At 44.0% G+C, this 12,447-nt stretch carries 13 protein-coding genes; 2 read left to right on the forward strand and 11 right to left on the reverse strand.

Annotation, left to right across the window (positions count from 1 at the left end):
- Positions 1 to 18 precede the first annotated feature (18 nt).
- Positions 19 to 570 (forward strand): dTDP-4-dehydrorhamnose 3,5-epimerase family protein, encoded by a 552-nt coding sequence (locus AAA938_RS07495; RefSeq protein WP_338228013.1) that lies wholly within the window; start codon positions 19 to 21, stop codon positions 568 to 570.
- Here AAA938_RS07495 and AAA938_RS07500 read toward each other — a convergent pair.
- A complete protein-coding gene (locus AAA938_RS07500) occupies positions 545 to 1,381 on the reverse strand; it encodes a glycosyltransferase family 2 protein (RefSeq protein ID WP_338228014.1) in 837 nt (278 codons plus the stop codon). The genes AAA938_RS07495 and AAA938_RS07500 overlap by 26 nt on opposite strands.
- Complete coding sequence (locus AAA938_RS07505) at positions 1,378 to 2,310, reverse strand: Gfo/Idh/MocA family protein (protein ID WP_338228015.1); 933 nt, start codon at positions 2,308 to 2,310, stop codon at positions 1,378 to 1,380. The genes AAA938_RS07500 and AAA938_RS07505 overlap by 4 nt, the downstream gene beginning before the upstream one ends.
- A 143-nt stretch (positions 2,311 to 2,453) precedes the next feature.
- On the opposite strand from AAA938_RS07505, the gene AAA938_RS07510 reads away from it, so the two are divergent.
- A complete protein-coding gene (locus AAA938_RS07510; protein ID WP_338228016.1) occupies positions 2,454 to 4,337 on the forward strand; it encodes a TIGR00341 family protein in 1,884 nt (627 codons plus the stop codon).
- Positions 4,338 to 4,343: 6 nt separating this feature from the next.
- On the opposite strand, the gene AAA938_RS07515 is transcribed toward AAA938_RS07510, so the two are convergent.
- From AAA938_RS07515 to AAA938_RS07555, 9 genes are all read right to left on the reverse strand, one after another.
- On the reverse strand, positions 4,344 to 5,885 hold the full coding sequence (locus tag AAA938_RS07515) for a carboxylesterase/lipase family protein (protein ID WP_338228017.1): 1,542 nt from the start codon (positions 5,883 to 5,885) through the stop codon (positions 4,344 to 4,346).
- A 3-nt stretch (positions 5,886 to 5,888) separates the two neighbouring features.
- On the reverse strand, positions 5,889 to 6,593 hold the full coding sequence (locus tag AAA938_RS07520; protein WP_338228018.1) for an NUDIX hydrolase: 705 nt from the start codon (positions 6,591 to 6,593) through the stop codon (positions 5,889 to 5,891).
- Between the two features lie 219 nt (positions 6,594 to 6,812).
- Positions 6,813 to 7,565, reverse strand: coding sequence for a DUF2490 domain-containing protein (locus tag AAA938_RS07525; protein ID WP_338228019.1), 753 nt, complete (start codon positions 7,563 to 7,565; stop codon positions 6,813 to 6,815).
- 63 nt (positions 7,566 to 7,628) lie between these two features.
- Positions 7,629 to 8,006: a hypothetical protein gene (locus AAA938_RS07530; protein WP_338228020.1), complete on the reverse strand. Its 378-nt coding sequence runs from the start codon at positions 8,004 to 8,006 to the stop codon at positions 7,629 to 7,631.
- Between the two features lie 44 nt (positions 8,007 to 8,050).
- Positions 8,051 to 9,745, reverse strand: a complete 1,695-nt coding sequence (locus AAA938_RS07535; RefSeq protein WP_338228021.1) for an amidohydrolase — start codon at positions 9,743 to 9,745, stop codon at positions 8,051 to 8,053.
- 11 nt (positions 9,746 to 9,756) lie between these two features.
- Positions 9,757 to 10,203 carry a nuclear transport factor 2 family protein gene (locus AAA938_RS07540; protein ID WP_338228022.1) on the reverse strand — a complete coding sequence of 149 codons (447 nt, stop codon included), beginning with the start codon at positions 10,201 to 10,203 and terminating at the stop codon, positions 9,757 to 9,759.
- 319 nt (positions 10,204 to 10,522) lie between these two features.
- On the reverse strand, positions 10,523 to 10,846 hold the full coding sequence (locus tag AAA938_RS07545; RefSeq protein ID WP_338228023.1) for a 2Fe-2S iron-sulfur cluster-binding protein: 324 nt from the start codon (positions 10,844 to 10,846) through the stop codon (positions 10,523 to 10,525).
- Between the two features lie 13 nt (positions 10,847 to 10,859).
- The gene (locus tag AAA938_RS07550) at positions 10,860 to 11,864 is read right to left on the reverse strand and encodes an NAD(P)/FAD-dependent oxidoreductase (RefSeq protein ID WP_338228135.1); all 1,005 of its coding nucleotides are present in this window, start codon (positions 11,862 to 11,864) and stop codon (positions 10,860 to 10,862) included.
- Positions 11,865 to 11,944: 80 nt separating this feature from the next.
- Positions 11,945 to 12,394, reverse strand: a complete 450-nt coding sequence (locus AAA938_RS07555; RefSeq protein ID WP_338228024.1) for a MarR family winged helix-turn-helix transcriptional regulator — start codon at positions 12,392 to 12,394, stop codon at positions 11,945 to 11,947.
- Between the last annotated feature and the right edge of the window lie 53 nt (positions 12,395 to 12,447).

Raw genomic sequence — 12,447 nt, forward strand, 5'->3', positions numbered from 1 at the left:
TTTTTTATGATTGAAAAAATGATTTCAGAATCTCGGATGATCGCTGGTAGCGAAATCGAGGGAGTGGTTTTGAAAAAACTTAAAGAAAATCAAGATTACAGAGGTTCTTTTACCGAGGTTTATAATCATCGTTGGAATCTGGACTTGAACGCAGTACAGTGGAGTTATGTCAAATCTGAAGCAAACGTATTTAGGGGTTTGCATTTTCACAAAAGGCACGATGAATACTTTTGTTTGGTAAGTGGACATAGCCAGTTGGGGCTTAAAGACATGAGGCCTAATTCTCCTACCTATCTCAATTGGCAGCTTTATGACTTACATGGAGAAGACTTGGCCGCTTTGATCTTTCCCAGAGGTTTATTGCATGGATGGTATTTTTTTACACCATCTGTCCATTTGCAATCCGTATCTGAGTCTTATGTGGATTATGGAAAGGACGATAATTGGGGGGTATATTGGAATGACCCTGATTTGGGTTTTCCTTGGTCCTTTACCGATCCAATAATTTCTACCCGAGCAGGTGATTTTCCGGATTTGGATTCATTTATCCAGGCGATAGGCGACTTTTGATCTTTTCCCAAAAGACCTTAAGAGCCTTCTTAGGAGTTCTTCCTTTGATGAGCAGCCAGTGATTGCGATGTAGAAAGTTGAAATCCCACATCATTTCATGGAGGGCATGATCTTTTTTCAGTTGAAAAAGGGCAGGGTCCTCCATGATTTTAATCCACTTAATCATAAGTTCTTTTCGTTGCTCAGAAGATAGACCCGGGAAATCACCACGCTTAAACCATAAGACGGTGGGTTCTAAACCACAATAGGCTTTGCACTCTGGAAAGGTGATAAACTGCTCCCACATGTATCGGTCAGTGTAGAGATGTTTGGGGGTAGTCCTCCATCCATAGGGTAGTCTTTTGTACATTTCAAGCGTGTGCCCATCACAGGAAAAAAGCCAAGAAGGGGCATCCCATGCATCAAGGTTTTTTCTTCCAAAAATCATATAGTCATCTTTCACGTCATAGTTGAGTGTCGAAGCGAAATCATACGTTTGAAGGTATTTTTCTAAGGTTTCTAAATGGTGGGGTAACCAATAATCCCGGTCGGTAATGTAGGCTACATATTTGCCTCGGGCAGATTGAAGGGCCTGGTGTCGGTATTCTTCTCCTCTACGGGGGTGCTTGGGATGGTCGAAAAAATGGATTCTGCTGTCTTTCTCCTGCAAATCCCGAATGACTTCCCGAGTAAAGTCATTCACCCCATCCCCAATGATAAATAGTTCGAAACTAGGTATGGTTTGTTTCTGAACACTGCCAATGGAAAAAGGTAAAAGAAGCCCACGGTCAATCGAAGTCGGTAAAATGATGGTAAAAAGGGGATTACTCATGGATGGTTGGCTAATTTTTTCAATTCATCGATAATCCGTATTACCTCTACCCCTTCTTCTAAGGGAGTAAGCGGAGAAGCTCCCCCTCTCACATAATTCAAAAAGGATTGGAGCTCATCGTATAGCGGGGGAATCGGCTCAAATTTTCGGATTTCGAGTCGCATTTCCTCCGGCTTGCTCCTGTCATCTCCATGGAAAATTTCAATAAAATCCACCTGTTCATTTTTCAAAACAGCGACTCCTTCAGTGAAATGCAAGCGGATTTCTCTTCGCTTATCCGCATATCGGTTGGATACTTCCATTATGCAGGCGGGCTTTCCGCCCAAGAGTGCGGTCATTCCCCTTTGGACTCCCTTGTATTCTTCGACCACAGCTGCGATGGGTTTGGGGAAATAGCCTAAAATATTAAAAGCAATAGTGATATCATGTGGGATTAAAGTCCAGACCGAGTCGACATCAGACCTAGGGCTGGTCCAGTTGCAACGGTTGGACTTGATCAAAACCAATTCACCCAATTCCTTGGAGTGAGCGATTTCAGTCAGGAGTCGCACTCCACGATGATACCTCCAATTATGCATCACAAAGACAGGGACAGTTGCCTTTTGAATCAAATTTTTGGCTTCAGGATAGCTGCAGGTCAGTGGCTTTTCTACATAAATCGGCTTTCCAAGCGGAAATAGGGAAAGCAATACCTCGTGATGGGTACTTGCGGGACTGGATACGATCCATCCTTCAGGCATTTGCTCGATTGGGATTTCCAAAAAAGTCTTTTGAGCACCGATTTTTTTTGCTAGTTCCAGCTTTTTTGGATCTGGGTCCACCACCCAGACCTCTGCCTGGAGGGAAATCAAATCACGGAGAATGTTTTGCCCCCAGATTCCACATCCTATTAGTCCTATTGGGAAAAGATGAGATTTTGCTTGACTCATGTAAAAGTGATTGGCTAAAAATCTATTGGTTCACTCCAGCAAAATAGTAAATGGAAAGCATTCTAAACTTAATTGCTCAATAGTTTTTAATTCCCTTTTGTTTTCTTCAATTTGAATCAGTGCCATTGCCTAATTTTCTTTTTATGAATAGCTATTATTTGATTTTTGATCCATCAATCCCCGAGGATGAACGAGCTTCCTTTTTTGAAAAGTTAGATCCACAGCCCCAGAAAACGATAAGTTGGAAAGAGTTTGAGTTGGAGCAATTCTCGGCTGAGGATCACTTGCTTCTTTGGCTTTCTGATGGGCAATGCCGAAGTATTCTTGGAAAATTAAAGGAAAAAGACAATCCAAATCTGGCCCTTTTACCCCATCCAGACCTTAGGCTATTTGCAAAAGCTCTTGGGATAGATTCCTCCAAGGAAAAGGCTTTCAATTGGTTTTTGGAGCATGAGAAAAGCCAAACTTTTGACCTCCTTTCCGTAAATGGGGAGATCTGTATCAGCTCTTTAGTGATTGGGGAGTCCCTCAGTGTTCTTTTTGATCCTCGGGAATCAGATTTTTTCCGCTCTTTTGGCAATCGTTTCTCCAGATTTCTCAAACTGTTCAGGAAGGTCAAACTCGAGACTTTTAAAATCAAGATCAAAAACGAAAACGAGGAGAAAGAACTGGAAGTGGCTGCAATGGGGATTTTGGCTGCCGGACACAATGAAAGTAGCCTAGTCTTCAAGCGCCTGATCGAAGACTCCGGTCTGAATGATGGCCTGCTTCATGTATTGATTCTGGCTCCAAAAAGTCTTTTTTCCATCATACAGTTTGGACTTCAAAACTTGTTTTTCCCCATCAAGGGGGGGAGAATTCCTGATTTTGTGAGCTATGTGTCCACAGAGTACCTGGAAGTCTCCTGCAAAAAGGAATTTACCTATGCCTTGGATGGAAAAGAGGAAAAAGCTGAAAAACTTGAGCTGAAGGTTTCTGAACAGGAGGTAAATATTTTGGCAGGATTTGAACAGACCAAGGAGAGTGAATCCAAAAGAAAAGAGATCAATCTCAACCGACTCCCTACAGGAAAGCTTCGGGAGGCTTTGACTAGAGGGTATCTCCCTTGGGTCAGACATGCCACTACCGAGGAATTCAAGGACCTCTTTACGCTCCTGAAGAAAAATTCGGAAACCACCTCTTCATTTTTGGTTTTGATGGCCCTTTCTACTCTGATTGCCACCTTTGGGCTGTTTGCCAATTCCAGTCCGGTTGTAATCGGGGCTATGATATTGGCTCCCCTGATGGGGCCAATCATATCTCTAGCTATGGGAGCGCTTCGCCAAGATGGGATTTTGATCAAATCCAGTCTGATCACGCTCTTTTGGGGTATTTTACTTGGGTTGGTCTTTGCCGTGGTGATTACTTGGATCACTCCATTGAAAACCATGAATGCCGAGATTCTTGCCCGGATCAGGCCCAATCTGCTAGACTTGGGTATCGCAGTGGCGTCAGGTGTGGCCGGGGCCTACGCCCATTCCAAAGAAGAAATAGCCAAAACCCTTGCCGGAGTGGCTATTTCGGTGGCTTTGGTGCCTCCATTGGCAGTTTCAGGAATCGGTTTGGGTTGGGGGGAATGGAATGTGTTTTGGGGTGCTGCCTTACTCTTAGGGACCAACTTGGCGGGAATTGTACTTGCTGCCGCTTTGACTTTTTTGGTTTTGGGATTCAGTCCCTTTCAGCTGGCGAAAAAAGGCTTGTTCATTTCTTTAGGCCTGTTGATTTTGGTTACAGCTCCCTTGTTTTTGAGTTTTAGAGAGATGGTTCGGGAAAATCAACTCATCCAACGGCTTAGCGGAAGCCAAATTCCTCATGGGACTCTTCGTGAGGTCAAAATAAGGAACCTCAGCCCTTTGCGGATATCAGTTACCATTCTTTCTGATAAGGAATTGCACACGGAAGACTTTTCTCAGATCAAAAGTGAAATAGAAACAAGCCTTGGTCAGGCGATAGAACTGGAACTGACCCTGGGTGTGATGGTGAAATAACTCTCTTTAGCGGGATTCACTTTCCATGAACTTCATCTGTGGCCAAAATGGCATAGCTCTAGGTTTTACTTCCACGCCCAGTTCGATGACCATAGGATTTTCCGGGTCAAATACAGGCCAATCGGGCAGGGAGTTTCCATTAGGATTTCCTGTTTTGACGAAGTTCACCCAATATTCACTCATGGTCTTTTCCAAAGCATAGTCTGCTTCTTCAAAAGGTCTTTTCCAGTTTCTCAGGGTGTGGAGGGCATAGCTAAACTCTGCCGAATGAAAGGCTCCATAGTTCGGTTCTCCGGGAGGAATTCGAGTGAAATAATACAGATAGGCCTTGTTTTGCCCTTTTTCGCTTTGCAGCCTAGCCCAGGTATAGTTCTGAAATCCAAAGGTCAATACTCCCTGAAGATTCAGGCTCTGCTGAAGTTCAACCTCATTTCCAGCGGGGAATAGTTCCAAAAATTCACCTGCTCTTCCCCCGTATTGCTTTTTGGCATTGGTCTTAAACTCTTCAGGGGTCAAATCAGGATTTCCCGACACCCGATCATCAGCATTCCATCCGGTAAGGAGAGGTACATCTGCAAAATTACCCTCTTCAAATGCCTTCCTCACCGATGGCAATACAATCCCATCGATCACAGGGCCATATCTTCCTGGGATTTTAAGGATACTGTCCGCAGGAATATTCCTGAAATCATCCAGACTCATCCCCAAAGTGTCGGTAAGAATTTTCCCTCTTTCCTCAGCTCCTTTAAGTCCTGAGACCAAGCCCGGACCTCTGGTAAACATCCCCCCGCTCTGGGCGATGGCCTGATGAAAAAGTCCTCGGGCTTTGGGAGAAACCACCAAGGCATTGACACTGAAGGCGCCGGCAGATTGACCGGCGATGGTCACTCTGTCCGGGTCGCCGCCAAAAGCGCCAATGTTGTTTTTTACCCACTTCAAACCGGCAATTTGATCCAGGAGGCCATAGTTTCCCGAAGTTTGTTCAGGGCTTTCGGCAGTGAGTTCAGGATGTGCCAAAAAGCCCAGAATACCCACTCGGTAGTTGAGTGCGACTACTACGATTCCTTTTTTGGCCAACTCTTCACCATCATATAGGGGCACCGTATTGCCTCCCGAACTGAATCCTCCCCCATAAATCCAGACCATGACCGGAAGTTTTTCCTCGGTGCTTTTGGCAGGAGTCCATAGATTGAGGTAAAGGCAGTCTTCCGAAATAGGTTCTTTGGGAATTAAAAACTCCTCTGTCCAGGCAAAAAAGGGTGCCGGAGGATTTTGCATTGGGGCGGGCGGGTTTTTGACGCAGGCTTTCACCCCTTCCCAAGGAATCACCGGCTGAGGCGCTTTCCATCTAAGTTGGGCAAGGGGTGGGGCTGCAAAAGGAATTCCCTTGAAAATTTTGATTTCTCCGGCTTCGTCCAGTTTACCTGAAATCAGGCCTCCTTCTACTTTTACTGAATCCACAGCAATGAGGCCTTCATTTTCTTTTTTTCCGCAGGAGGAAATAAGAAAGGCCAAAAATCCAATCAGCAGAAAGGCGGAATTTTTCATAGACTAGGTTGATTTGAAGCTGTAGAGGTAGGGAGCTTTGTGACTTTTTCCGGTGAAAAGCTTCTCGTGTCGATCCAAAATATCAAGGCTTAGCATTTTTCTTTGGAAACTGGTCCGACGGATTTTTTGACCCAAAATCGCCTCATATACAGACTGAAGCTCATTCATGGTGAATTTTTCAGGTAAAAGATTGCCTCCGATCAGCTTTTTGTCGAGGTTTTCCCTAAGCGTGAGCAGGGCTTTATTTACAATTTCTTTGTGATCAAAGATCAGGTCGGGGAGTTGGTCGATTTCATACCAGCCTATGGAATCAGAGAGGGTATCGGGTTTGAGGGTGACTTTTTCCCAATCGATCAAGGCATAGTATGCAATGGAAAAAAAGCGATCAAGCATCCAATAGTTTTCCGGCACGGAGTAGCCATTTGCTTCGAGGATTCGCTTCATTATGGCTGGATCAAAGCGATTGATGTCTCCAAAAAGGTGGACCTGCTCCAAATAGATTTCTTTCAGCCCAGTTCGTTCAAAAAGTCCTCTTTTTACTGCATCATCCAAGTTTTCATTCTTTCTGACAAATCCTCCCGGAAGTGCAAAAAGACCCGTATCGTGGTATTCCATGACCAAGATTTTGAGCTTTCCTTTGGAAAATCCAAAGACCACCGAATCATAGGCCAAGTGAGGAATATAGTGAGAAGATTCTGGTAGAGGCATAAACTTTCGGATTGTGTGCCTAAGTAAATAGGATTTTTCTCCAGAAGCAATTATTATTGTCTCACAGAGAAACAATAAGGAAGCTGATCGGAAAATTACAATTCCTTTCAGTCCCTAAGTTGCTGGTATATCAAGGATAAAGTAGAAGCAATTAAAGAAATTGTCCTGATTAAACTTAACACGAGGTCCTAGGACGACCAAAGGCCGGGAAACCGGCCTTTACTTTTTTGCAGATTTGAGTTGATGCTTCACCACCGTCCTGAGGATATGCTGATCCAGATATCCCCCGTGGGTTTTCGATTGATGCCAATTCACATACCCCAAATCCAAGCTTAAGGCAGAGGAAAAAGAGAAGCTAAGATCTGCTGAAATCCGATTTTGATCAAAGGCCAGCTCTTCTAAATCTCCTCCTCCCATGGCCATGATTTCATTGGCTATTTTGAGTTTCAGCGATTTTTCATCTTTCAGATTAGCCAGTGGCAAAATCGCCTGAAGACGATATCGGATTCTTGCAGCTGTAAAATTGAAACCCGGTTCTGATTCGGTGTATTCTGGGTTAGTATTTTGAAAAAATCTTAATTCTCCCCGCAGTCTATTAGTCAAGCTGATGCCGGCTACTTTTGCATGTAGGTTCAATTCCCCTTGAGGGCGTAGTTCGGGAAGGTTGAAATTAGCCAAGTCGGAACTAGTTGGGATGTGAAAGAGGAACATACTTCCTCCAAGGCCATAGTTTAAAAATGGGCTAATCTTCTTATGAAAGCGGGTCCGGATAAAGAACTGACTTTGTACCAATGGGTCAACCAGATGTCTTTCCATGACTTCGGTCTCATTGTACCATTTATTTGTAAGGGGTACATGAAAGGTGTATCCGTACCAAAGAGCCTTTTGATTGGTTTTTTCTTGCGAAAACCCCCTGAAAGAAAGAGAGAGAAAAAGAAGTAATAAGATTCCAGTGATTCCGGGCTTTTTCATTTAAAGCCCATATTACTTTTCTTAATCCAAACTATTTTGTGACAAAAGTCCCATTGGCGGGATTTAATAAACCAAAACAGCTTTTCCTCCTTCGCAGGAGACAGTCCTCGGCGCTACCACAAGCATGCAGTCCGATACCCCATTGTTTTTTATGTTGTATTCTTCCTGCTGAAAAGTGTACTGACCGACCAGTTCCAAAAATCTCTTTTCTACACTTTGGTGATAGGCAATGTATCTTTCCGGGCCCCCGCAGGCTTTGCTTCCCATCGGAGTGAATTTCCATTCATCCGAGTTGGTACATGAGACAGATTCGGATAAAGCGACAATTTCAGATCTCAGTTGATCAAGGTCTAGAAGATCTTGACGAAGGGGGTCTTGCTCATCGATGCAGCTGAAACCGGCAAGTAGGATAAAAAGAGTTGTCCAGATGAGGGATTTCATAGTTAGGAGAATTTGACCAAGAGACGAGATTTATAGGGTATTTGCTACCGATTTTTCAAGATTTTTTTTCCATTTACCCAAGTCATGTCCACTTTTGTTTCATGGATTTTCATTGGATCGATAGTGAACAGATCTTCCGATAATACGATCAGATCAGCCAAATAGCCCGGTTTGATCAGGCCTTTTTTGTTTTCTTCAAAAGAAGAAAAGGCTCCCATAGAAGTGTAGGCCTTCAAGGCCTCATAGATGCTGATCTTTTCTTCGGGAATCCATCCTCCATCTGGGAATCCAGAAGGGTCCCGGCGGTTGACAGCTACATGGATTCCCCGAATTGGATCCAAACTAATACATGCCGGCCAATCCGAACTGAAAACGAGGGGTGCTCCACTTTCCAAAATCGAATTCCATGCAAATGACCAAGGAAGTCTTTCTTCTCCAATCGCTTTAGCCCAAACTCCTACTGTAGCCGGGTCTGCATGGATAGGTTCCATACTGGCCATGATTCCGGATTTGGCAAATCTTGGAATATCCTCAGGGGAAATGGTTTCTATATGTTCGATTCGATGTCTTCTATCCCGATTGGGATTTTCAGCCATTGCTTTTTCATAAGCAGAAAATACTTCCCGAACTCCCCGGTCTCCAATGGCATGAGTGTAAAGGCGAAATCCATCAGCATCCAATTCCTTGACCAAGGACTGGTATTTTTCGGATTGAATGTTGATCAATCCCAAGGCGAGTTCGTCATCGGGCAATAGATCAGTATAGTGTTCTAGCATAGCAGCTGTATGCGATTCGATCACTCCGTCTATCATGAATTTGATTGCGTCGGCCCGGATCCATGGATTTTCCAATCCTATACTGTCTTTAAGAAAGTTGAACCGTTCCAATTCTTCGGGTGTAGTCTTTTCCCCTACCGAAAAAGAAGCTGCATAGCGGACCTTCAGCTCATTTTTAGAAAGTAAATCCAAGTAAAGCTTCAGTTCTTTTTCGCTTCCGGAGGCATTCTGCATGCTCGTGATTCCCATAGAGGCCGCCAATTCCATTCCTTTTCGGAGCGCCTGTAGCTCATCTTGGTAGCTGGGTTCTGGAACAAAATTCCCAACCAAACTCATTGCTCCTTCCTTCAGAGCACCGGTTGGATTTCCTTTAGCATCCTTTACCACTTCACCAAAACCATCAAAATCTGTGGAAGAGGTGATTCCTGCCAATTCTAAAGCTTTTGGGTTTGCGTAAGCACTGTGTCCATCATAAGCTTTTAGAAATACGGGTTTTTCAATATCCAGAGCTTTCATGGTTTGATGATCAGGAAGGCCGGATTCGAAATAGGTGTATTGCCATCCCCGACCGGTGATCCATTCCTTTTCAGGGTTGTTTTTGATGAAATCATTCGTGATGGAAATTACCTCTTCCAGAGATTTAGTAGCCAGTAAGTCGACTTGAGTCAAACCCATGGAGCCGCCTAGGAAGTGGATATGTGCATCATTGAAGCCTGCCGTGACCAGTTTTCCTTGAAGATCAATCACTTCGGTTTCAGCGTCTGCTAAGGCTGAGATAGTTTGGGAGCTTCCGGTCTCCTGGATAAGGTTTCCTTTGATGGCAATTGCCTCAACAAAACTTTCTGGACCTTCCCCGGTCCAGATTTTTCCATTGAGTAGGATTAAAGTGGGTGTCTCTTTTTTGGTTTGGACACAGGAAGCCAGAAGACCAAAAATCAGAGATGCATAAATAATATTTTTCATGGAAAGGCGAGTCAATTGGAACTACTAGGATTCATGTTTCTGATGGCGGCTATTTTCCATTGATTTCGTTTCCAAATCACTATAAAGCTGCTCCACATATTTCGTTCAGACCCATTTGTGTTTTTGATAATATACCGACAGTCCACCATCGCCGTTTCGTCACCAAAGAATCTAATTTTTTCCACTTCAAGGGTGCGGGTTCCTGGATTGGCATTCGAACTTCTCAGCATTCCGTCCACAGCTTCCCGGATTCCGTTTCTCCATTCACCCGAAGATACCAATTGATCTACATCTTCAGTAAGGATAGATTTAAGTAAAACAGTATCCTGTTTTTCTCTTGCCTCGGAATATTGATTGATCAGGTGATGGATTTTTACGGCATCCTCTTTTTGACCGGGTTTGATTTGGGAAAAAGCAATACTGGGAAAAAGGTATATAATCCAGAGTAGATTTTTCATCAGCAGAAATGGTTGATTCTGCTGAAATTAGGAATAAATCATGAAATCCCCTTTCCTCCAATAATTCACTCTTTCTTTCGAAAAATTAAAGATGGAGAAGGCTATTTAACCAAAATCAAATTAGTAACACTCACGTTGTCCCATATTAGAACCGAGCGGATTTCTCCTAAAGAAGATAAAGGATTGGAGAGCTTGTTCACTATTTGGAATCTGATCACCATTTCCCAAGTGGGATAAAACAAAAAAACCACCCGTCTCCAGGTGGTTTTTTCTTCTTATCTAGCGTCTTGTGTCTAAAGTCTAGCTACTTGATACTTTTTTACACCACATCTTCCCCTCTGAGTTTGATCACTGCATTTTCTAGAATATCACCGATGCGGATTTGGCAGGCAAGTCTTGAAGTAGGGAAGTATTCTGGGAGGTTTTCCAACTGATCCAATTCGGCATCCGTGGCATCTCCTAGCCCATCCTTTCCTTCCAAAATCTCCACGTGGCAAGTCGCACACAAGGCCATACCTCCGCAGGTAGCCAAAATGGGGTATTCCGATGCTTTGAGGACTTCCATTAGGCTAAGTCCCATATCTGCAGGAGCTTCGACTTCTTGTCTGTTTCCTTCTTGGTCCTCTACGGTAAATTTGATCATGGCTGGGGTAGATTTAGAATGCGTTGACGCCGTTTACTGTGGTGTATTTGAAGCTTAGTTTTTGATCAGGATAGACGTATTTGAAGGCTGAGTGCATCATAATCGCCGCCTCGTGGAAGCCACAAAGGATTAGCTTCAGCTTACCAGGATAGGTATTGATGTCGCCGATGGCATAGATTCGCTCCACTCCGGTGGAGTAGTCACGAGTATCTACCTCGATGGCATTTTTATCAATAGTCAATCCCCAATCAGCGATAGGGCCAAGCTTGGGGCTGAGGCCAAACAAAGGAATCAGGTAGTCTGCGTCAATTTTGATTTCCTCTTTGTTTTTGCCTTCCAGAGTAACGGAATTCAATTTTCCGTTTCCTCCGATTTCTTTCAGATTGGCAGAAAGAATCAGGTCAATTTTGCCTTTGTTGGCTAGGTCAAAAACCTTAGAAGCAGAATCAGGCGCGCCTCTGAAAGTTTCGTTTCTGTGCACTAGGGTCACTCTATTTGCTACTTTGGCCAGGTAGATCGTCCAGTCCAATGCAGAGTCTCCGCCTCCGGCGATGACCACATTTTTTTCACGGAAGGTCTCCGGGTTTTTGACCATGTAGGTTACCCCTTTTCCTTCATACTCTTCCAAGTTATTCAGCACAGGCTTTCTAGGCTCAAAACAACCCAATCCTCCCGCGATGATGATGACCTTGGCGTGCACCTTAGTCTTTTCGTTGGTGGTGATGATGTAGCTCCCGTCGGCCTGCTTGTCCAAGTGGTCTACTCGCTCTCCAAGTGTGAAGGTGGGCTGGAAGGGCTTGGCTTGTTCCAACAGGTTGTCTACCAGTTCCTGTGCTTTGATTTCAGGATATCCCGGAATGTCGTAGATGGGTTTCTGAGGATAAATTTCTGATAATTGTCCGCCTATCTGAGGCAGGGCGTCTATCAGGTGGCATCTCATTTTGAGCAGGCCTGCTTCGAAAACAGCAAACAGCCCGACAGGACCGGCTCCGATGATGCAAAGATCTGTATGGATCATATTGGTATTCATATCTTATCTTCTTTAACCCTAGACAGGGAGTATTGTTTGTGTAGTTATAATTAGTGTACTAACTATTTTCAATCCTCGATTTTTTGACCCTCCAAATTTTCATAAATCGTATTCAAAATCCGCTTGAATTCTTCGAAATCCTTTTCGTTGAGATTTTCCCAAGCTTTTTCTCTGATTTCCAAAATCTGAGGTTTGAGTTCGGCTACTTTTGCTATTCCAGACGGAGTTAGGTGCAGTTGGAAGCTTCTCCTGTCCAGCGGATGGGTGACCCGCTCCACATACCCTTTTTTGCAAAGCAAATCAATGATTCGGGTGAGGGTAGGGTGATCTTTGAATACCAAATTGGCGAGTTCCGTCTGACTCATTGGGCCATTTTCTGACAGATTTTTCAAGACCAACCACTGATCGACAGTCACATCAAATTCGCCCTGCTTGAATTGCTGTTGGGCATATTGCTTCACGCGCCGGGCGGTCCGGTCAAGTAGGAAGGAATAGCGGGCAAATAGTTCTTGTGTCATGCAAATAATTAGTGTGACAAATATAAGGACTTTCGAGCATTTTATCTTTTTTC

Source organism: Algoriphagus taiwanensis (assembly GCF_036245645.1).
Lineage (GTDB): Bacteria > Bacteroidota > Bacteroidia > Cytophagales > Cyclobacteriaceae > Algoriphagus > Algoriphagus taiwanensis.

Bases quoted from the DNA above. Each gene is read 5' to 3' on its own strand.
- AAA938_RS07495 (WP_338228013.1), top strand. From the start codon at position 19: ATGATTTCAGAATCTCGGATGATCGCTGGTAGCGAAATCGAGGGAGTG.
- AAA938_RS07500 (WP_338228014.1), bottom strand. From the start codon at position 1,381: ATGAGTAATCCCCTTTTTACCATCATTTTACCGACTTCGATTGACCGT.
- AAA938_RS07505 (WP_338228015.1), bottom strand. From the start codon at position 2,310: ATGAGTCAAGCAAAATCTCATCTTTTCCCAATAGGACTAATAGGATGT.
- AAA938_RS07510 (WP_338228016.1), top strand. From the start codon at position 2,454: ATGAATAGCTATTATTTGATTTTTGATCCATCAATCCCCGAGGATGAA.
- AAA938_RS07515 (WP_338228017.1), bottom strand. From the start codon at position 5,885: ATGAAAAATTCCGCCTTTCTGCTGATTGGATTTTTGGCCTTTCTTATT.
- AAA938_RS07520 (WP_338228018.1), bottom strand. From the start codon at position 6,593: ATGCCTCTACCAGAATCTTCTCACTATATTCCTCACTTGGCCTATGAT.
- AAA938_RS07525 (WP_338228019.1), bottom strand. From the start codon at position 7,565: ATGAAAAAGCCCGGAATCACTGGAATCTTATTACTTCTTTTTCTCTCT.
- AAA938_RS07530 (WP_338228020.1), bottom strand. From the start codon at position 8,006: ATGAAATCCCTCATCTGGACAACTCTTTTTATCCTACTTGCCGGTTTC.
- AAA938_RS07535 (WP_338228021.1), bottom strand. From the start codon at position 9,745: ATGAAAAATATTATTTATGCATCTCTGATTTTTGGTCTTCTGGCTTCC.
- AAA938_RS07540 (WP_338228022.1), bottom strand. From the start codon at position 10,203: ATGAAAAATCTACTCTGGATTATATACCTTTTTCCCAGTATTGCTTTT.
- AAA938_RS07545 (WP_338228023.1), bottom strand. From the start codon at position 10,846: ATGATCAAATTTACCGTAGAGGACCAAGAAGGAAACAGACAAGAAGTC.
- AAA938_RS07550 (WP_338228135.1), bottom strand. From the start codon at position 11,864: ATGATCCATACAGATCTTTGCATCATCGGAGCCGGTCCTGTCGGGCTG.
- AAA938_RS07555 (WP_338228024.1), bottom strand. From the start codon at position 12,394: ATGACACAAGAACTATTTGCCCGCTATTCCTTCCTACTTGACCGGACC.